The organism is Pseudoalteromonas sp. APM04 (assembly GCF_022809815.1).
GTDB classification, from domain to species: domain Bacteria; phylum Pseudomonadota; class Gammaproteobacteria; order Enterobacterales; family Alteromonadaceae; genus Pseudoalteromonas; species Pseudoalteromonas marina.
Map to the genome: position 1 here is coordinate 2,747,750 of NZ_CP094441.1, position 19,740 is coordinate 2,767,489.

The following is a 19,740-nucleotide window of genomic DNA, read 5'->3' on the forward strand; positions in this document are numbered from 1 at the left end:
AATTTTATAACTTTATTTCTGCCCCTCATTTTCAACGACACTATTGCCCATACACCGCCTAATACTTGCTATTTACTGTTTAGGTTTGCTTTAATGCTGGCACAATATAGTAGCGTGCCGTCAACGAGCCTCCCAACAAGCATCTACTTATCATTAAATTAACTTTTAAATAGGCAAAATAATGATCTTAAATAAAATTAGCCAAGCCATTTTACTCTCTGGTGTTGTTTTTCTGAGTGCGTGTTCAGATAAACCTTCGTCACCAGCCGAGACCACATCGCAAACACCCGTAAAAGTAATGGGGCCTGAGCTTATTAATGTTGATGAACAACGCTTAAATATATACACCGACTTTAGCTTACAAAGCGATTTATCACACTTGAGTGACAATCAAAAAGCAATGATTGCCATCCTTATAGATGCGTCAGAAATAATGGATGCCTTATTTTGGAAACAAGCATTTGGTGAAGATAAAGAGACATTTTTAGCAAAGCTAACCGATCAACAAATTCGCAAATTTGCTGACATAAACTACGGCCCGTGGGATCGTTTAAATGGCGATGAAACGTTCCTTTCAGGTTATAAAGAAAAGTCATTAGGTGCGCAGTTTTACCCAGCGGATATAACTAAAGAAGAGCTTAACAACGCAGACGTTGAAGACAAAACAGGCTTATACTCAATTATCAAACGCGACGAACAAGGCAAGCTTTACAGCGTGCCTTACTCAAAAGAGTACGCAACAGAACTTGCAAAGGCAGCCGACCTTCTTCGCCAAGCCAGCAAACTTGCCGACAATAAAGAATTTGCAAATTACTTAAATCTTCGTGCGGACGCGCTGCAAAAAGATGACTTTCAGGTTTCTGATTTTGCGTGGATGGACATGAAAAATAACCCCATTGATGTTGTTATTGGACCAATTGAAACTTACGAAGATCAACTATTTGGCTACCGTACTGCCTATGAATCTTATGTATTAATCAAAGATTTAAAGTGGAGCGAACGTCTTGCCAAGTTTGCAGCCTTTTTGCCTGAACTTCAAAAAGGTTTACCTGTTGATGACAAATACAAACACGAAGTACCTGGTTCAGATGCTGACTTAAATGCCTACGACGTTGTTTATTATGCAGGTCATTCAAATGCAGGCAGCAAAACCATTGCAATCAACTTACCTAACGATGAACAGGTACAGTTAGAAAAAGGCACGCGCCGCCTACAACTTAAAAATGCTATGCGCGCTAAATTTGATAAAATTTTAGTGCCTATTTCAGAGCAGTTAATCGTGCCTGAACAACGAAAGCACATTACCTTTGATGCTTTTTTTGCAAACACCATGTTCCATGAAGTAGCGCATGGTTTAGGTATTAAAAATACCATTACGGGTAAAGGAACGGTTCGCCAATCATTACAAGAGCACGCAAGCGCACTTGAAGAAGGTAAAGCCGACATTTTAGGTTTATACATGGTTGAGCAATTATTAAATAAAGGCGAAATCAGCGAAGGAACCATTGAAGATTACTACATTACTTTTATGGCCGGTATTTTCCGCTCAGTGCGCTTTGGCGCGTCAAGTGCACACGGTAAAGCAAATATGATTCGCTTTAACTTTTTTGCACAAGAAGGCGCATTTTCTAAAAATGAAGAAGGCTTCTACCGCGTTAATATGGAAAAAATGAGTATTGCTATGGCAAAGCTTTCTCGTCTAATTTTAACTTTGCAAGGTGACGGCGATTACCAAAAAGTCGACCAGCTGATTGCAACCCATGGTGATATTAAAGAGTCTCTAACCAAAGATTTAGAAAAACTAAGCCAAGCAAACATCCCTGTAGATGTGACCTTTAAACAAGGTAAAGACGTACTTGGTCTTAACTAAAACTAAAAGGCGTTACAGTTAACCTTGTAACGCCTTTATTTTTATTTGCTCATAACATCACGCACTTTAGATTCAAGGCTTTTCATCCCCCAACGTCTTCCTTTTTCGAGTGCTTCGTCAACGCTTAATCCGTCTTCATGGGCTGATATAGCGATTAAAGCACCGACCCGATTACTACTTGCACAATGAACCAAAACTGGCTCACCGTTTAGCTTTTTAAGTAAACTGGCTAAGTTGCGGGCATTTTCTACTGTAATATCTTGCGCGCCAGAAATAGGTAATGCGTGATAATTCATACCAAGCGCCTGAACAAACTCGCCTTCATCCCAATCTTGTTCATTTGCTCCACGTAAATTTATAACGTGCTTCACATCTGCTTTAGACAATTGCTTTAATTGCTCTTTACTAGGCTGCGCAGCCGAATACACAAGGTTGCTATGAGCAGCAAAGTTCTTTATGTCTGCCTTTTTTACAACCTCAGTATTATTTAGCGGCTCAGTAGCTGCAACATAATCGCCCGATAGCGCAATAATAAATAAGCTAGTACTTAGAGTTTTAAGTAATTTCATATTAATCCTCACTTGTGTAAATGTTTTCGCTTTTAAAAACGTGCTTTTATTTTTTCTATTTGTTCTTCAGTGTAAGGGACCGCCGCAAACTTACCCCATATTGGCGCAGGCCACGCTATATCAGTTTTAAATCGTGCAATATGATGAATGTGTAATTGCGGCACCATATTCCCTAAAGCTGCGACGTTTAATTTATCTGGGTTAAAAACCTCAATAAGTAACTTACTTAGTTTTGCAGACTCTTTTAAATACACCACTTGATCGTCTTCAGATAAGTCGATGATTTCTTTTAAACCAGCTTGCCTTGGCACTAATACAAACCACGGGTACAGGCTATCGTTTAATAAAAGCACCTTGCACAGTGGCCAATCGGCTAACTCTATACAATCTCGTTTAAGTTCAACGGCCAGTTCAAAGTCGCCATCTGTCATTGTGTTTTTCCTTGTTAATCTTTAATAATTGCTACTTTATAGCATTTAGTTGCAGTTGCACACGCTTGGCTTTACCATTCAAAATAATATTTATACTGAGCTAAGGTAACCTTGTGCTAAAAAAAATAAAACACCTCTCACTCGCTGTACCACTTATTGTGGGCGCTATCAGTGTTCAAGCAAAACCTTTATCGCTAGAACGCATTTTTGATGATCCAAGCCTTTCAGGTAAATCTCCCGTTCAACTTAAATTCTCACCTGATGGAAGCCGTGTAACTTACCTACAGGGTAAAACTGACGACTACAACCGCTACGATTTGTGGGAATACAACTTAGAAGATAACACTAATCGTGTATTGGTCGATTCAGCCGAATTATTTTCTGGCCCTGAAAACCTATCAGACGAAGAAAAAGCACGCCGCGAACGCCAACGTATTTTTGGCAAAGGTATTCTAGAGTACACATGGTCAACCGATGGCAAAGCACTTTTATTTCCGCTTAATGGCGATCTGTACTACTACGACTTAGCCTCAGCTAAAAGTAAAAAGCTAACCAACACAGATGCATTTGAAACCGATGCACGCTTTTCGCCAAAAGGAAACTATGTATCGTTTATACGCGAACAAAACCTATACGCATTAGCTCTTAATTCAGGTAAAGAAATTCAATTAAGCCAAGACGGTGGCGGCGTTATTAAAAATGGTATGGCCGAATTTGTAGCGCAAGAAGAAATGAGCCGCATGACTGGCTACTGGTGGTCGGGCGATGAAACTAAAATTGCTTATACACGTGTTGATGAGTCACCTGTTAAAGAAGCTATTCGCAACGAAATATACGCTGACGAAGTAAAGCTCTTTAATCAACGTTATCCATTTACCGGTACCGACAACGTTAAAATTCAACTCGGTGTGGTTAAGTTAAACAATCAACATGTTGATTGGATTGATTTAGGTAAAGACGAAGATATTTACATTGCTCGCGCTAAATGGTTAAAAGACAGCAAAACACTTTCTTACCAATGGCAAAATCGTTCGCAACAAACACTCGAACTTCGCTTTTATGACTCTGAGTCTAAAAAGCAAAAAGTAGCCCTAACAGAAAACAGCGATACATGGATCAACCTACATTTTGACCTCGTTTTTTTAAAAGACAAAAAACACTTTGTGTGGGCTTCTGAGCGTGATGGGTTTAAGCACCTTTATCTTTACCGCACAAATGGACAATTAGTTCGTCAAATTACATCGGGGGACTGGGCTGTTGATAGCCTAAAAGGCATTGATGAGAAAAAAGGCATTGTGTACTTTGCTGGCAGAAAAGACACACCACTTGAAAGCCACTTATACAGCGCACCTTTATTTAAAAAAGGTGACTCTAAACGAATTACTGAACAAGGCCAGTACCACAACGTAGTGCTAGCAAAAGATAATAAAACCTTTATTGACACAAGTTCTTCTGTTAATAAGCCTAAATCGGCAGCACTGCGTAAAGTTAACGGCGAATTTATTACTTGGCTTGAAGAAAACAAGCTAGATAACAGCCACCCACTTACACCTTATTTGAGCAATTTAGCAACACCTGAGTATGGCACGTTAAAAGCTGACGATGGACAAATAATGCATTACCGCTTATTCAAACCAACTAATATGAGTGCAGGTAAAAAGCACCCAGCCATTGTTAACGTATACGGCGGCCCGCATGCTCAACGCGTTACAAACAGCTGGCGCAGTAAAAATTTATACTTTCAATATATGGCGCAGCAAGGTTATGTAATTTTTCAACTTGATAACCGTGGTTCGTACAACCGTGGTAAAAAGTTTGAAGACGCTATATACAAAAACCTAGGTGACGTTGAAGTAAGCGACCAAATTAAAGGCGTTGAATTTTTACGTACACTTGACTACGTAGATGCTAAACGCATTGGTATTTACGGCCATAGCTACGGTGGCTATATGGCGCTTATGACCATGTTTAAAGCTGGTGACTACTTTACTGCCGGTGTATCAGGTGCTCCGGTAACTGATTGGGCATTATACGACACTCATTACACAGAGCGTTATTTAGGTCACCCTGATACAAATGCAAAAGGTTATGAAGCTAGCGCAGTATTTCCATATACCGATGGTCTTAAGGGACCACTAATGATTTATCACGGTATGGCAGACGACAATGTATTGTTTACTCATGCAACTAAACTATTTAAACAACTACAAGACAGTGAAAAACAGTTTGAAATGATGACCTACCCAGGTTCAAAACATAGCTTGCGCGGTAAGCAAGTTCAAACTCATTTACACCAAACTATTACAAATTTCTTTAACCGTCATTTTGATGTTAAATAACAAACAGTAACTAACTTATTAAGGCTGATTTTTTAATCAGCCTTTTTTATTTAAAAAGAGTCTTAAACTCAGCCTTAGTTAAATGCCTCAAATACAGCTTTAAATTTAACCTCGAAATATAAACTAGCCCTAGATTAAACGCATATTTTTACTAAACTTATTTGGTGCACTTTTTTGTGCAAATAATTAAAGGATACGCACATGCTTAATCTTCGACGTTTTAGTATTTTTCAGCGTTTTGCTATGTTGGTTGGCATTGTTATTTTTGGCTTGATTGTATTGAGTGTTTCTAGCTTAAACAACCAATATAAAGCCCTTAAATACGAACAATACCTAAAAACACAAAATGTAGTGGAAACTGCTTATAGTATTATTGAACACTTTCACACACTTGAACAAAACAACACACTCACACAGCAGCAGGCACAAACGCAAGCAATGAATGCAATTCGTGCTTTACGCTATGACAAAACTAATTATTTTTGGATAAACAACTACCAACCAGAAATGGTAATGCACCCAATAAAACCCGCCCTTGAAGGTAAAGATTTAACTAACAATAAAGATCCAGACGGTAAAGCGTTGTTTGTTGAAATGGTTAATATTACTAAAAAAGATGGCGAAGGCTTTATTCCTTACAAATGGCCAAAACCCGGTGAAGAACAACCCGTTGATAAAGTTGCCTTTGTAAAAGGGTTTAACCAATGGCAGTGGATAATTGGCTCAGGTGTATATTTAGATACCATAGATGCTGCATTTTCGTTTCAACGTAACCTTATTATTTTAAACGCCGTAGTGATGATCATAGCTGTTATTGTGTTTAGTTACTTTATAGGGCGCAGTGTATTACTACCAACACGACTTGCCGCCAACATGATGAAAGATATTTCGCAGGGTGAAGGCGACTTAACCCGCACTTTAAATGAAGAAGGTAACGATGAAATTTCGAAGCTATCACATTCATTTAATTTATTTGTTTCAAAAATGCGTGAATCGTTGGTACATGTATCGCAAAGCGCAAACGATGTTAACGAACACGCACACACAGTTGATGACTCAACAAAAACTAGCCAATCATTCATAGAGCTACAAAACGACAGCTCGACACAAGTTGCAGCGGCAATGGAGCAAATGACCCATCAAATACATGATGTGAGCAGCAACGCAGAAGCCGCAGAGCAAGCCGCTAATGATGCGGCACATAACGCATCAACGGGTAAACACGTAGTCGCAGAAACAATAACCGCCATAGAAACACTCTCGGCAAACATCGAGACAGTAAGTCGTGTAACAGAAGACTTAGCAAATGAAAGTCAGAACATAGGCTCTGTACTGGATGTAATTAGAAGTATTTCTGAACAAACAAACCTACTCGCGCTTAATGCTGCGATTGAAGCCGCACGTGCTGGTGAGCATGGTCGGGGCTTTGCAGTCGTTGCCGATGAAGTACGTACGCTTGCCAGTAGAACAGGACAAAGCACTGACGAAATTCAATCAATGATCAGTAAACTACAAGAAGGCACCCGAGCGGCTGTAGACGCAGTTAAAGCCAGCCAAACGCTTTCTGTATCAACCGTTGAACAGGCATCCTCTGCAAATAACTCACTCAATGAAATTGAACGACTCGTATCTGTTATCACTGAAATGAACAGCCAAATTGCACGTGCAACAGAGCAGCAAACTCAAGCTGCAGATGAGGTGAACCTGCGCATTAACGATTTATCTCAATCAACTGAGCAATCGTTAGATAATACCAAGCAACTCAATAGCGCCAGTGATAAGCTCAAACAAAGTAGTACGGAGCTTTCATCTATTGTTAATCGATTCAAATTAAATTGAGTATAAAAAAAGCCCTGTTAAACAGGGCTTTTTCATTTAAGTAGTTAACTTTATAAGCAGTAACAGGCAAATAAACTAGCAACAGAAGCTGCTGTTGGTTTGCCATGTTGCCAATCACCACCTTCAACACCACTACCGGCAATATCCATATGCACGTATGGCAACGGCTGTGTAGAGTCTGTTCCGTGCTTGTCTAACCCGCCAACAACAGCTAAAAACGCCATCGGGAATTGGTGACCACGTGCCGTTACCGCAGAAGCTGCGTTATTACTTGAAAGCACATCATCCGCCAGCGTACGTGGCTTTATAAAGTCGTAATCTTCACGGCGCGATCGTGATACTTCTGCACCATCAGCCCATAAATCGCCACAATCAGCAATTTGGCGCGAAACTTTAGCAAGCCTTGCTGGGCCATTTTCTACATAGGCACCATAAGGACCCATTGCTCGTGCGGCATGACCTGTAAGCGTTGCAACGGTAAATAATGTAGGGTTAACCTCTGTTTTAGCTAAATCTTTCATTTCGCTTAGTAGATCACCCATTGCCAAGCGCCCTTCAGCATCCGTGTTACCAATACGTACGCGTACACCTTCGCGGCTTGTAATTATCTCATCAGGTACAAAACAGTCAGACCCAATTGAATTACGCACAACCGCTAGGTAAGCAATAACCTTCACACCTTCTGGTTGGTAGTCAGCCACGGCTTTCATAAACCCTGCAACCGAGGCAGCACCGCCTTTGTCACGGCTCATACCCGCCATATAACCACCCACTTTTAGATCTGCACCGCCGGTATCGTAAACTAGGCCTTTACCAACAAACATAAGAGTGCGGGTAACTTCGCCCTCAGGCACATACTCAAGCTTAACAACTCGTGGATGATGACGCTCAACCGCATAAGATGCACGCGCAACCGTACTTAACATGGGGTAATGTTTATCAATAGCCGTAATATCATCTATTACATCAACGGCTATATTTGTGCCTTTAAATAAATCAACACAATAATCAGCAAAGCGAGGTGGCGCCATGCGCTCAGGCTCGGTACCACATAAATCACGAGCAGCATACTGGCCAGCCGCAATAGCATTAACAGCTTTAACTGTTTGTGAACTCGCATTAATTAACCCAATAGTGGCTATCGGCTCAATCTCTTCGCCGTGGTACTCACGCGCTTCTAAAGGCTGCCAAAGTGCTTGGCACATACCTAAAAATGAAACTTCTAATGCATGCTGATAACGGCTATCGCCTGACAAACTTGGTAAAAACAAGGCTGGATTAACACTACCTGATAACTTGGCTTCATTGATTGCCAGTTTAGCGGCATCAAAGTAACGACGAACATCGTCGTAATCTCTATTTAGCGGCCCCGTTGGCGCTAAAATTACACGCTTATTTTCAATAACAAGTAAGGTTACCTGCTTGCCAATGCGCGCATCAATTTTTGACTGAGCTAAAACGGCATCGCGAAGAGAATTATTAGGTAATTTAGAAAAGTCATCACTTATGATGATCAGTGCGTCATGTGATGCACATTCAAGACTAGCGCTTGTTAATTGAGCTAACACAGCTTTAGGGTATGCCATAAATACAGATCCTGTTAAAAACATAGACCTTTATTATCGTCGATTTGTATATTGAAGACCAGTAAGATGCGATAAGCGTTTAATTTATCTAAAACGCTTTGTAAAAGCGTCACGCATCAATCCAAAATACTCAATTGTAAATTATGCTCAGGCTGGCTTTTAATACCAACGCCAATACCTAATAACCTAACAGGTTGCTGCAAACCACGTTGATACGCTTTAGTGAGTAACTGAACAAAAATTTCGGTATTTAATTGATGATAAGCCTGATCGGCTGAGGTCACCACAAAATTAGCAAACTTCACTTTCACACTTAATTTATTTATACGACTTTGTAATTGTTGCTTATCAAGCCTACGAGTTAATTCATCTATTAAGCTAGGGATCTGATCCAAACATTCTTGCAGACTGGTTTTATTGTATTCGTAGGTATGCTCAACACTTAAAGACTTACGTATTCTCTCGGTTGAAACGCTACCAATGTATTCTCCCGCACATTTTTGATAAAGCGACACACCAAAATTACCAACGTGTTGCTGCATCCAGTTCACCCCTTTTTCACGCACATCTTTCCCTGTATAAAGCCCTTTAAGATTTAATCTCTCTAATGTGACTTTACCCACACCGGGAATTTTTCCTAGCGGCAGCTGTTCTAAAAATGGGTCAACCTCATCAGGCAGTACAACAAATTGGCCATTTGGCTTATTTTCGTCACTGGCTATTTTGGCTATAAATTTAACTGGGGCCACACCTGCAGAAGCGGTTAGCCCTGTTGCGTTGTATATATCAGCTCTTATTTGCTGAGCAATGAGTGTCGCACTGCCTTTACACGCTTTGCTGTCAGTAACATCAAGGTAGGCTTCGTCAAGAGAAAGTGGTTCTACAAGGTGGGTGTAACGACTAAATACTTCGCGTATTTGGCTCGATATTTCTTTATAAACAGCCATACGTCCGGGCACAATAACCAAATCGGGACATAATTGCTTAGCATGGTAATTAGACATCGCAGAGCGCACGCCGAACTCTCTGGCTATATAGTTAGCGGTAGATAACACGCCACGCCGACTGTTGCCGCCAATAGCAAGCGGTACATTTGCGAGCTTTGGGTTGTCTCGCATTTCTACCGCCGCATAAAAGCAGTCCATATCTATGTGTATAAACTTTTTCATCACCACAATAAAGACTGTTTATTTATACAGTCATTATTATGTAATCCCTATTTATAATCAAGCTCAGTGGCAATTAAAAAAGACGTTTAGTGCTTTCTTGCTCTTTCATACTTCGTAGCCAAAGCAAAACTTCAAAAAAGAACCCTGCCAAAATAAGAATAATAGCACCAGAGGCGTTACCCATTGCATAACAGGTAAACGACGCTATAAAAACTAAACTAGCTAATAACCAATTAATTATATTTTGCATGTGTGTGCTCCTGTGTGTGTTTTTTAACTGTATACCAAAATCAATTGGTTACAAAGTTTTTAAAACCACCTAATTATAAATTCCCTTGAGCTCACTAGTTCATATTGATAATCTAAGTGCTTTAAAGTTAAGAGCTATAAGTACATGCAAAGGTTCAAAGATAATCACCCTATTCATACCGACATCACTGTAGCATGGGCCGACATGGATGCCCTTCAGCACGTTAACAACGTGGTATACCTGCGTTATTTTGAAATAGCCCGAATAGACTTTTTAAATAAACTAAACTTATTCGACACCATTAAACCCGGTGGAGTTGGCCCTGTTATAAGTGAAAATACTATTCGCTATAAGCGCCCCGTTACCTTTCCCGACACTCTAACTGTTGGGGTCACTATTTCAGATATTAAAACCGACCGGTTTGTAATGAATTACAGTGTATTTAGTCACGCACAAAGTGCGATAACCACCACGGGCACATCAAAAGTAGTGATGTTTGATTTTAAAACGGGTGCAAAAGCCCCCATTACAGAACCACTTTTATCAGCATTACTAAAATACGCACAAGACGAGTCATAAGGAATTCCTATGCAATACAGCCCACTTGGTAGCAGCGGGGTTAACGTTTCAAGAGTCTGTCTAGGCAGTATGACTTGGGGCGTTCAAAACACTCAACGCGACGCAGACGATCAAATAGCCTATGCATTAGAGCGTGGCGTAAATTTTATTGATACAGCTGAAATGTATGCCGTACCTCCCTCGCCTGAAACCTACGGTAAAACAGAGCAAATTATTGGCGACTGGCTTTCTCGTAATCAACAAAAACGAAGCGACATAGTACTGGCAACAAAAGTAGCGGGTAATGGCCTATCGTGGGTACGAGAGGGTGGCGATATAACCCGCCAAGCAGTTATAGAGGCGGTTGATAATTCCCTTAAGCGCTTGCAAACCGATTATATTGATTTGTACCAATTACATTGGCCTAATCGTTCAACACCGCATTTTGCAAGACAGTGGCCAGGAATACTTAAATTTAGTGATGTAGATACACAAGCTCACCAAACTGGCATGCTTGATATTTTAGAAGGCCTTAACGACTGTGTTAAAGCGGGCAAAATTAAACACTGCGGACTGTCTGATGATACACCTTGGGGTATTAGCCAGTTTGTGAGTTTGGCAAAAGAGCACAACTTGCCACGCATGGTGTCTATTCAAAATGAATTTAGCTTAGCTCATGCTAAAGATTGGCCTTATTTGATTGAGCAATGTGTACATGAAGATATTGCTTACCTGCCTTGGTCACCTTTAGCAGCCGGTTTGCTAACAGGTAAATATTTAGAGGGTGCTCGTCCAAAAGGCTCGCGGTGGAGCTTCGCACAACGTAATGGTATTTTTAGAGATACCCCTAATGCCCAACAAGCAACCAAGCTATATGCAGAGCTTGCACATGCAAATAATATGACGCCAGCACAACTTGCTCTTGCGTGGTGTAATCAGGTAGATGGAGTAACGTCTTCTATAATTGGCGCCACAACTATGGCGCAGTTAAAAGAAGACATAGACGCGTTTAATATCACTTTAAACGACGAAACCTTAACGAGCATAGGGACTATTTTCAAAAACTACCCTATGCCTTACTAACTTTAGTTTTTTAAAAGTATAAAAGCAGGTAAATCACTACCTGCTTTTTTTAACTAATAAAAAAATGATTGTTTATTATTGTTAATTACTATCTATACTAAAAGTATTACTTTTTAAAGAAAGTTTATGCAATGGTAAAACGCGTATTAATAATTAGTTTGTTATTTTCATCGTTCACGGCACTCGGTAATACTAAGCAAGCTGAGCCCATTAAAGAAATAATTTGGCTACAAAGTTACACACCTCCTTTTCACATAACTAAAAGCGATAAAGCGCCACAAGGTGGGCTTTGTGACAACTTAACAGAGCAACTAATTAACACAATTACTGATGTAAAGCATACACGGCTTGTTGTGCCACAGCAGCGTATAAATAAATATTTAAATGAAGGTAAAAATGTATGCTTTCCATGTGTTATTTATAAAAAACAAAATAATCACATACTCAAACTATCAAACCCAACCACTGTCTACCCGCCATTCTCCGTATTAACAACCACAGAATTAGCCCCAAAATTAACAAAAAAACACGGCTTACCAATTAATTTAATTAATTTATTAGCCGATCAAAACTACATTTACGGCCAAGCCGCGGCACGCAAATTTTCAAATAGAATAAACACAATTATTAGCAATACAAAACTTAATAATAGCTCGTCATTTAGCTGGAGTAGCGAAAACGAAAGCCAAGCCGTGATTGCGCGCTTAAGCCGTGGCTTTTTAGACTACTCTATTGATTACCCATTTATGGCTGACTACTTTAATAAACAAGGAAGGTTTAATAACATAACCAGTATCCCTTTGGCTGAAGAGGAAGATGGCTTTATACGAGGTGCAGTGGGTTGTGCTGTAAAAGCAAAAAATAACTTTGCAACTCAAGCAATAAAAAGGATTAACAATGCATTAAAAACAACCATTTTACAGTCACCTGAGTACATAAAAAGTCAGCATGCTTTTTTAAACCCTAGTTTTGCTGACTTCAACAAACACTATCAACAGCAGGTTATTAACTTTAAGCTACCTGCCACTGATGCTCAATCAAACACTGTTCATTAGCGTACAGAGCAACAGAAAAAGTACTGTTTTCAGCCACTTCACCAACACCTGAAGGCGTACCAGTCATGACTACGTCACCATCGTCTAAGCTCATAAACTCGCTGATTTCTTGTAAAATAGCCTCTGGTTTATTTAGCATGAAGTGAGTATCGCCTTGCTGAATAACGGCGCCGTTAATTTTTAATTCAAATTTAAAGTCATGTACGCTGCCACTTAATGCAACAAACTCACTAAAAACAACTGAGCCATCAAACGCCTTTGCGCGCTCCCATGGTAATCCTTTATTTTTTAGTTTACTTTGTACGGTGCGTTTTGTTAAATCAAGCCCAAGACCAACACCTACAAATTTTCTGTTTTTTACTACAAAGCATAACTCTGTCTCGTAGTGCAAAACATCGCCATTATGCTGGGCTCTTAGAGTGTGTGTAATTGCGCTGTTAGGTTTATTAAATAACACCATTTCATCGGGAGTTTCGTTATTTAACTCTGCAATGTGGGCTGTATAATTCCTGCCAACGCAGACGACTTTTGAAGGCGTTAATCTTTCAGAGTCTAGTGTTATAAACTGCATATAATTTAAACCTCACGCTTTAACTTATAAGTGTTTCTAATAAGCCTAAATTAATAGGTTTTAATAAAACACGATCAATATTTAAATCTTTTATCTCTTTTGGATCAGGTTCCGCACCACTCACAATAACTAATCGCAACTCAGGGTATCGCTCGTTAACCTGCTCACCTAAGTCAATTCCGCTGCCATCTGGTAAATGCATATCTAACAATACTTTATCAAATTGCTGATCGTGGTTAAGTATTTGCAAACACTGCGCACAGCTTGACGCTATTACCGTCTCTACTCCTAAGCTTTCTAAAAGCAACTGGGTTATTTGTGCAGCATCGTCATCATCTTCTACCAATAAAAAGCGCTGCCTTTTTTCACTTAGCGCTTTAACTTGAATATCTTTTGCCTGAGGCGCATTTTCAGGCGAAACTAAGTAATCCTGAAGGCATTGATATAACGCACTGCTGTCAACTGGTTTTGGTATTACGTCATTAAAACCTAGTGCTGCAAGCTCTTCATGTATTCCTTTCATTGTGGCAGCTGTAAGCGCAATTATTGGCCCTTTGTAGCCCATTTTTCTAAGCTCAATGGTTGCTTCTTTACCACCCATTATTGGCATATGAATATCAATAAAAATAATATCGTATGGCGCTTTATAGGCGTCGGCTATACGCACTTTTTCAAGCGCTTGCTGGCCATGCTCTGCATAGTCTACTCGCGCGCCGCAGCTACTGATCATATGCCCTACCAGCATTCGTAAATCGCGCAAGTCATCAACGACCAGTACTCGCCCGTGGACTTTACTGGGTGTTAATTTACTTTGTAACTGTGGGGCACTGCTAAAGTTGAGCACTTGTCGCTCAACATCACTTATGTCACCTGGGTATACCGAAATAGTAAAGGTCGACCCTTTGCCTATTTCTGAATGCAAACTTATATTACCTTGCATACGAGACAATAGCTCGGCACATATTGCCAAGCCCAAACCTGCACCGCCAACTGAACGCGACTCTACATCGGCTATTTGTTCAAATGGTTTAAAAATAAGTTGCTGCTTTTCAGGTGCAATCCCCATTCCTGAATCTTTAATACTAAAAAAGAGCATCTCTGTGCCGTCAACATGCTGCGTCCAAGCCTTAACAACTATCTCGCCTTTATCTGTAAACTTAACGGCGTTATTAATTAAATTTATTAGTATTTGACGAACACGCGTCGCATCAAGGCGGGCAACTAGCGGGAGCGCTTGGTCTGATTCAAACTTAAGTGCTAACCCTTTATCAAGCACCGATACACGCATTAGCGTGTATACATCTGCAAGCATGCTATCGAGGTTTACTTCACTGGGTGTGAGCTCTAGTTTATCTGCGGCTATTTTTGATAAGTCTAATACGTCATTAAGCAGGCTAAGTAAGTGTTTACCATTTCGGTAAATAACCCCTAACTCGTTTTCGGCTTGTTGACTAAAGTCGCTTTGCATTAACAATTCTGTGTAACCTAAAATTGATGAAAGCGGTGTACGTAACTCGTGGCTTAAATGTGCTAAAAAACGGTCTTTTGAGCGGTTTTCAGCTTCCGCTTTTAAGCGCTCTACGCGCTCCCCCTCTACATCTTTTCGGGCAAGGGCGTAACGAATTGCACGGGCAAAACGGCTTGAGCTCATTTCTCCTTTAATCAAGTAATCAACAGCTCCAGCGTCAAGTGCCGCAGAATCTAGTTCATCATCCGATTGCCCAGTAAGCATAATAATAGGCCCGCTAAAGCCATTAGCTATCGCTTCTTTTAAAACATCGAGCCCATTAGATGCCCCAAGGCGGTAATCAAGCAAACAAATGTCGTGTTCGTTTTTACTTAGCGTTTCTATTGCTTGCTCTGGAGAGCTTACCCATTGAACGTTAAACGTATGTGAGTCTAATTGCTCCAAATAGTCGCAGGTGAGTATGTAATCATCTTCATCGTCTTCTACAAGTAGCAACTGAGTCACTTTATCTAACATACAATCTCCATTAATCGTTAAACGTACTTGGCAACTCTACAAACTCAACCCAATATTTCCCAAGGGTTTTCATCAAATCAACTAAGCCATCAAAAGTAACAGGCTTAGTAATGTATGAAGCTGCACCTAAGTTATACCCTTTAACCATATCTTCTTCTTGTTTCGATGTGGTTAAAATAACAACTGGAATCCCTTTTAAATTTGGGTTTGCTTTAATCGCCTCTAACGCCTCGCGGCCATCCATTCTTGGCATGTTCAAATCAAGTAAAATTAGCCCAGGACGCGGCGATACTTCTTTATCAGCAAACTTTCCTTTGCGCTCCAAATACTCAAGTAACTCAACACCATCTTCTACAAAGTGCAGCTCGTTAAGTACTCGGCTTTCAGCAAGTGCATCTTGCGTTAATAAACGATCATCTTCGTCGTCGTCAGCCATTAAAATAGTAATTGGTTTAACTTTTGTGTAGGGCATTTAAGCCTCTCCTTGCAAGGTGAAAAGCGCAGCTTCCACTGGTAGTTTTATAATGAAGGTTGCACCTTCACCGTCTTTACTTTGAGCTGTAATAGTACCGCCATGGCGCTCTACAATCCGTCTGCACACAGAAAGACCAATACCTGTCCCTTTATATTGTGAGCGACCATGCAAACGCTGAAACGGTACAAATATTTTATCAGCATAGTCTTGAGAGAACCCTATGCCATTATCCTTTATGGTAATTACTTGAAAGCTTAATTCTGCATTGTGATCTTCATTAAAAATAGCCTCATGTTCGTAACTAATTTTTATATGCGGACTCACATCTTGGCGTCTAAACTTAACCGCATTCGAGAGTAAGTTTAAAAAAAGTTGCTGCATTTGGCTTTTATCTGCTTGAATAACAGGCAACTCTGCCACTTCAATTTGTGCATCTGACTCTTTTATTGCAATCTCTAAGTCGCTAAGAATATCGTCAACTACTTCATTTAAGTTAGTATCATCAAAGTCTTTACCACGCGTAGTAACACGCGAAAACTCTAACAAGTCGTTAATTAAGTTCGACATTCGCTGTGCGGCGTTTTTCATACGGCCAATATAATCTAAGCCTTTTTCGCCTAAATCATCTTTGAACATGGTTTCTAACCGGTCACTAAATGCTTGAATTTTACGAAGAGGTTCCTGCAAATCATGGCTTGCCACAAAAGCAAACTCTTCCAACTCCCGGTTACTTCTGCTTAATTCGTCTGAATACAAGGTTAGCTCTTGCGTGCGTTCAGATACTTTACTAGCCAATGTTTCGTTTTGTTTCTCAAGATCAAATCGATATTGAGCGGCATTTCTGAGGTTTAAGCGTGTCATTACAAACATGCCTATAATCAGTATTGCACTAGTAATCGCGGTAATCGCAAACGTAATTTTGGCCTCGTTTTTGATTTGAGCAAGCTTTGAAAAATGGCTCACTTTAAACAGTAATTCACGGTCTTGAATATCATTTACGCGTTCACGAATTTGCTTGTAAAGCTCTCGGCCGTCGTGGGTATTTAAAATAGCTAAAGCACGGCGCTCTTTATCATCAAGCGCTAAGTTAACTGTTTTTTTAAGCTCTTTAATTTTACTTTGTACTAAAACAAGCAGCTGGGCTATTCGTTCAGACTGACCATCAATTTCCGAATGCAGTGATTTAACATGGTCTGTTTGTGCTTCTAACTGGCCAATTGCATCGAAGTAAGGTGTAAGGTAATCATCTTCTTCCGTTAATAAATAGCCACGCTGCCCAGACTCAGCCTGTACAATAGATAAATGCAATTGCTCTATTGCCGAACTTAGCATGCTAGTGTTGTCTAAGCTTTTTTGTGTTTGGGTTAACCCTTGAATTGTATTTAATGCCAAAAAAGCATTACCCACAATAATAGATAACACCACAACTATAAAAGCCGCCCACGTAACATTCGCTTTACCTTGTTGTTTTTGCATGCTTATTTAGTTTCCTGTTTGCGCATAAAACACGCTTTCATCATTGTGAATCAACAATTTTTTGTAAGCTTTCACTGCATTGTTGGCAATTGCTAATAATTTTATTTAGTGCCTCGAGTGCCTTTTCTTTTGGCATATCGTTTTCAAGTACTAACTTAATTAGTTCAGCATTCATTGAAATACGATTTAAAGGGGCTCTTGCGTCATGAACTAATTTATTAAGCGGCTCCGGTTGATTGTTCTGTGTCATGTTACCTCTCAACTTATTTATACTCGCCAATACCACCGTAAGCATTAAGGCGGTTATAAAGTGTTTTAGTGCTAATTCCTAGCATTTGTGCAGCAAGTGTTTTATTCCCTTGCACCTTGTCGAGCGTTGCATGAATGAGCTCTTTTTCAACTTCTTCTATGGTTTGTCCAGCCGACACTGCGTTATCAGCACTTTGATTATTTACACGTGAAAATGGCGACTCTAGATTATCTGGCAGTGTCACTTCGCCTGATTTAGGGTCACTCATGATAAAGGCACGGTGAATAGCATGGCGAATTTCACGCACATTGCCCGGCCACTCATAACTTTGCAGCTCTTTAAGCTGTGCAGCAGTCCAACTAAATGCGGTGCCATTCTCATCGTTTAGCTGATCTAAAAATGCTTTTGCTAACAATGGAATATCGTCTTTTCGATCTCTTAAAGGCGGTATATCAATAGGAAACACTGCGAGCCTAAAGTAAATATCTTCACGAATAACGTTGTTCTGAGCCAATTCTTCTAACGTTCGGTTAGTTGCAGAGATTACTCGACAATTGGTTGGAATTTCTTTATTGCCCCCTACACGCGTTACTTTTTTAGTCTCAAGAACTCGTAATAAATTAGGCTGCATATCAATTGGCATTTCGGTTACTTCATCTAAAAACAAAGTACCGTCGTTTGATTGCTCAAATACCCCTTCTTTACGCGCAATTGCACCTGTAAATGCGCCTTTTTCATGGCCAAATAATTCACTGCCAATCAGCTCTTTCGAAAGTGCACCACAGTTACTAGCCACTAATGGGCCTTCGCACTGGCTTGCATTGTGTATTGCCTGAGCCACAACTTCTTTACCTGCGCCACTTTCGCCCATTAACATGACATTGGCATTTGTTTTGGCTACTCGCTCAATCATATTGTACAGTTTGTGCATTGGCTCTGACTCGCCAATTAAGCTGCCAAAATGACGCGTAATACCACTGGTTTTTGCCTTTTTAACGGCTACTTTTTTAGGGCCATTTAAAACAAGCTCTAAATCTTCGCGTTGAAGGGGTTTTAGAAGGTGCCCAATATTAGGCTCACACATATCAGCCAATATTCCCTTCACTGAAGGGTGGCCCGATATGAGTGTAATTTTTGGAGACTGGCCAATTATTTTTAAATGGTCAAGCAAATGAAGTCCGCTTCCATCAGGTAACATGAAATCAAGTAACACATGATCAAAGGTATTATTTTCAAACCATTGGTGTGCTTCTTTTAAACTGGTTGCGGTGCTTATATTGTGGCCGAGGAATTCGACTATGTGGCAAACAACGTCACTAAATTCAACGTCATCATCTACTAAAAGTATGTTTAACATGATAAATCCCTGTTCTTTTTTTTTATTCTACGCATCCTAAGAACTAATTTAAAGGTACGTATTGAGCTAATCTTTTAAAATAACTTAAATGATTTATTGTCCTATTATATCAACCCTCTATTTACGTAAGCTGAAAGCATAACGATCACAATAAAAACAATTTTTATTTGCAAGTAATACTTATACAGCTGATATACTCGTATGTTAATAAAAGGAGATGAAATGCAGCAATTAAAAACCTTAATCCACTCTGGCATTAATATAAACCAAGGCACTCATTTCACACGTATTACCGCTCGTGCCATTGTAATAAAAAACAATAAAATATTACTTATGTACACAAATCGTTATGAAGATTATAGCCTACCTGGCGGTGGTGTAGATGAGGGTGAAAGCGTTGAACAAGGCTTAATTCGCGAGTTGAGCGAAGAAACCGGCGCTAAAAATATTACTGTGGTTAAAGATTTTGGTCTCTACGAAGAGTATCGCCCTTGGTATAAAAACGACTTTGATATTATTCATATTAAATCGTATTGCTACGTGTGTAATATTGCCGATGAATTTGGCAAAGCAAAATTAGAGCACTACGAACAGCAAAATGGCATGACCGCAAAGTGGGTTGATATAAACGATGCAATTGCACATAACGAACGCACATTAGCCAATAGTGAAAAACAAGGCCTTTCTATTTTACGAGAAACCTACCTGCTCAAACAAATTGTACAAACGCTATTTTAAAGCCAAGTATAATTTATTAATCAGTTTGTAAATTTTGCACTGACCAGTACTTTTTACTTTATCTAATTTACAAAATTATAAATTAAAAAAGTAAAACAAGACTTTAAAAATAAAATAGCCAATAACAATCAACAAGTTAA

The 19,740-nt window shown here is 39.7% G+C and carries 18 protein-coding genes; 7 read left to right on the forward strand and 11 right to left on the reverse strand.

Annotated elements, in window-relative coordinates:
• Nucleotides 1–181: 181 nt before the first annotated feature.
• Nucleotides 182–1,870: a Zn-dependent hydrolase gene (locus MTP24_RS12660; RefSeq protein WP_243531522.1), complete on the forward strand. Its 1,689-nt coding sequence runs from the start codon at nucleotides 182–184 to the stop codon at nucleotides 1,868–1,870.
• A gap of 41 nt (nucleotides 1,871–1,911) precedes the next feature.
• Here MTP24_RS12660 and MTP24_RS12665 read toward each other — a convergent pair whose 3' ends face one another.
• Nucleotides 1,912–2,439, reverse strand: coding sequence for a protein tyrosine phosphatase family protein (locus MTP24_RS12665; RefSeq protein ID WP_243531524.1), 528 nt, complete (start codon nucleotides 2,437–2,439; stop codon nucleotides 1,912–1,914).
• 32 nt (nucleotides 2,440–2,471) lie between these two features.
• Complete coding sequence (locus MTP24_RS12670; protein WP_243531526.1) at nucleotides 2,472–2,870, reverse strand: HIT family protein; 399 nt, start codon at nucleotides 2,868–2,870, stop codon at nucleotides 2,472–2,474.
• A 113-nt stretch (nucleotides 2,871–2,983) separates the two neighbouring features.
• Between MTP24_RS12670 and MTP24_RS12675 the strand changes: the two genes are divergently transcribed.
• Together MTP24_RS12675 and MTP24_RS12680 are read left to right on the forward strand one after the other, a co-directional pair.
• Nucleotides 2,984–5,209, forward strand: coding sequence for a DPP IV N-terminal domain-containing protein (locus MTP24_RS12675; protein WP_243531528.1), 2,226 nt, complete (start codon nucleotides 2,984–2,986; stop codon nucleotides 5,207–5,209).
• A 201-nt stretch (nucleotides 5,210–5,410) separates the two neighbouring features.
• Entirely contained in the window at nucleotides 5,411–7,048 is a 1,638-nt protein-coding gene (locus MTP24_RS12680; RefSeq protein ID WP_243531530.1) for a methyl-accepting chemotaxis protein, read from the forward strand.
• Between the two features lie 50 nt (nucleotides 7,049–7,098).
• Here MTP24_RS12680 and MTP24_RS12685 read toward each other — a convergent pair whose 3' ends face one another.
• The 3 genes from MTP24_RS12685 to MTP24_RS12695 all read right to left on the reverse strand — a co-directional run bounded on the left by MTP24_RS12685 (nucleotide 7,099) and on the right by MTP24_RS12695 (nucleotide 10,053).
• The gene (locus MTP24_RS12685; protein ID WP_008126542.1) at nucleotides 7,099–8,634 is read right to left on the reverse strand and encodes a leucyl aminopeptidase family protein; all 1,536 of its coding nucleotides are present in this window, start codon (nucleotides 8,632–8,634) and stop codon (nucleotides 7,099–7,101) included.
• 116 nt (nucleotides 8,635–8,750) lie between these two features.
• Nucleotides 8,751–9,803, reverse strand: a complete 1,053-nt coding sequence (dinB, locus tag MTP24_RS12690) for a DNA polymerase IV (RefSeq protein WP_243531532.1) — start codon at nucleotides 9,801–9,803, stop codon at nucleotides 8,751–8,753.
• A 73-nt stretch (nucleotides 9,804–9,876) separates the two neighbouring features.
• On the reverse strand, nucleotides 9,877–10,053 hold the full coding sequence (locus MTP24_RS12695; RefSeq protein ID WP_006793665.1) for a hypothetical protein: 177 nt from the start codon (nucleotides 10,051–10,053) through the stop codon (nucleotides 9,877–9,879).
• A gap of 144 nt (nucleotides 10,054–10,197) precedes the next feature.
• On the opposite strand from MTP24_RS12695, the gene MTP24_RS12700 reads away from it, so the two are divergent.
• The 3 genes from MTP24_RS12700 (at nucleotide 10,198) to MTP24_RS12710 (ending at nucleotide 12,749) form a co-directional block, all read left to right on the forward strand.
• Nucleotides 10,198–10,632 carry a thioesterase family protein gene (locus MTP24_RS12700; RefSeq protein ID WP_006793666.1) on the forward strand — a complete coding sequence of 145 codons (435 nt, stop codon included), beginning with the start codon at nucleotides 10,198–10,200 and terminating at the stop codon, nucleotides 10,630–10,632.
• Between the two features lie 9 nt (nucleotides 10,633–10,641).
• On the forward strand, nucleotides 10,642–11,694 hold the full coding sequence (locus tag MTP24_RS12705; protein ID WP_243531535.1) for an aldo/keto reductase: 1,053 nt from the start codon (nucleotides 10,642–10,644) through the stop codon (nucleotides 11,692–11,694).
• Between the two features lie 131 nt (nucleotides 11,695–11,825).
• Nucleotides 11,826–12,749: a hypothetical protein gene (locus tag MTP24_RS12710; RefSeq protein ID WP_008126520.1), complete on the forward strand. Its 924-nt coding sequence runs from the start codon at nucleotides 11,826–11,828 to the stop codon at nucleotides 12,747–12,749.
• Here the strand turns inward: MTP24_RS12710 and MTP24_RS12715 are convergent.
• The 6 genes from MTP24_RS12715 to MTP24_RS12740 are packed head-to-tail and all read right to left on the reverse strand — an operon-like array spanning nucleotide 12,706 to nucleotide 18,862.
• Nucleotides 12,706–13,320 (reverse strand): fumarylacetoacetate hydrolase family protein, encoded by a 615-nt coding sequence (locus tag MTP24_RS12715; protein WP_243531537.1) that lies wholly within the window; start codon nucleotides 13,318–13,320, stop codon nucleotides 12,706–12,708. The two genes, MTP24_RS12710 and MTP24_RS12715, sit on opposite strands and share 44 nt — an antisense overlap.
• Before the next feature lie 19 nt (nucleotides 13,321–13,339).
• On the reverse strand, nucleotides 13,340–15,304 hold the full coding sequence (locus MTP24_RS12720) for a response regulator (RefSeq protein WP_058430250.1): 1,965 nt from the start codon (nucleotides 15,302–15,304) through the stop codon (nucleotides 13,340–13,342).
• 10 nt (nucleotides 15,305–15,314) lie between these two features.
• On the reverse strand, nucleotides 15,315–15,776 hold the full coding sequence (locus tag MTP24_RS12725; RefSeq protein ID WP_008126515.1) for a response regulator: 462 nt from the start codon (nucleotides 15,774–15,776) through the stop codon (nucleotides 15,315–15,317).
• On the reverse strand, nucleotides 15,777–17,261 hold the full coding sequence (locus MTP24_RS12730) for a sensor histidine kinase (protein WP_243533724.1): 1,485 nt from the start codon (nucleotides 17,259–17,261) through the stop codon (nucleotides 15,777–15,779).
• Nucleotides 17,262–17,295: 34 nt separating this feature from the next.
• The gene (locus MTP24_RS12735; protein WP_006793673.1) at nucleotides 17,296–17,505 is read right to left on the reverse strand and encodes a hypothetical protein; all 210 of its coding nucleotides are present in this window, start codon (nucleotides 17,503–17,505) and stop codon (nucleotides 17,296–17,298) included.
• A gap of 13 nt (nucleotides 17,506–17,518) precedes the next feature.
• Nucleotides 17,519–18,862, reverse strand: coding sequence for a sigma-54 dependent transcriptional regulator (locus tag MTP24_RS12740; protein WP_243531539.1), 1,344 nt, complete (start codon nucleotides 18,860–18,862; stop codon nucleotides 17,519–17,521).
• A gap of 222 nt (nucleotides 18,863–19,084) precedes the next feature.
• Here MTP24_RS12740 and MTP24_RS12745 point away from each other — a divergent pair, with 222 nt between their 5' ends.
• On the forward strand, nucleotides 19,085–19,600 hold the full coding sequence (locus tag MTP24_RS12745) for an NUDIX hydrolase (protein ID WP_243531542.1): 516 nt from the start codon (nucleotides 19,085–19,087) through the stop codon (nucleotides 19,598–19,600).
• Nucleotides 19,601–19,740 lie beyond the last annotated feature (140 nt).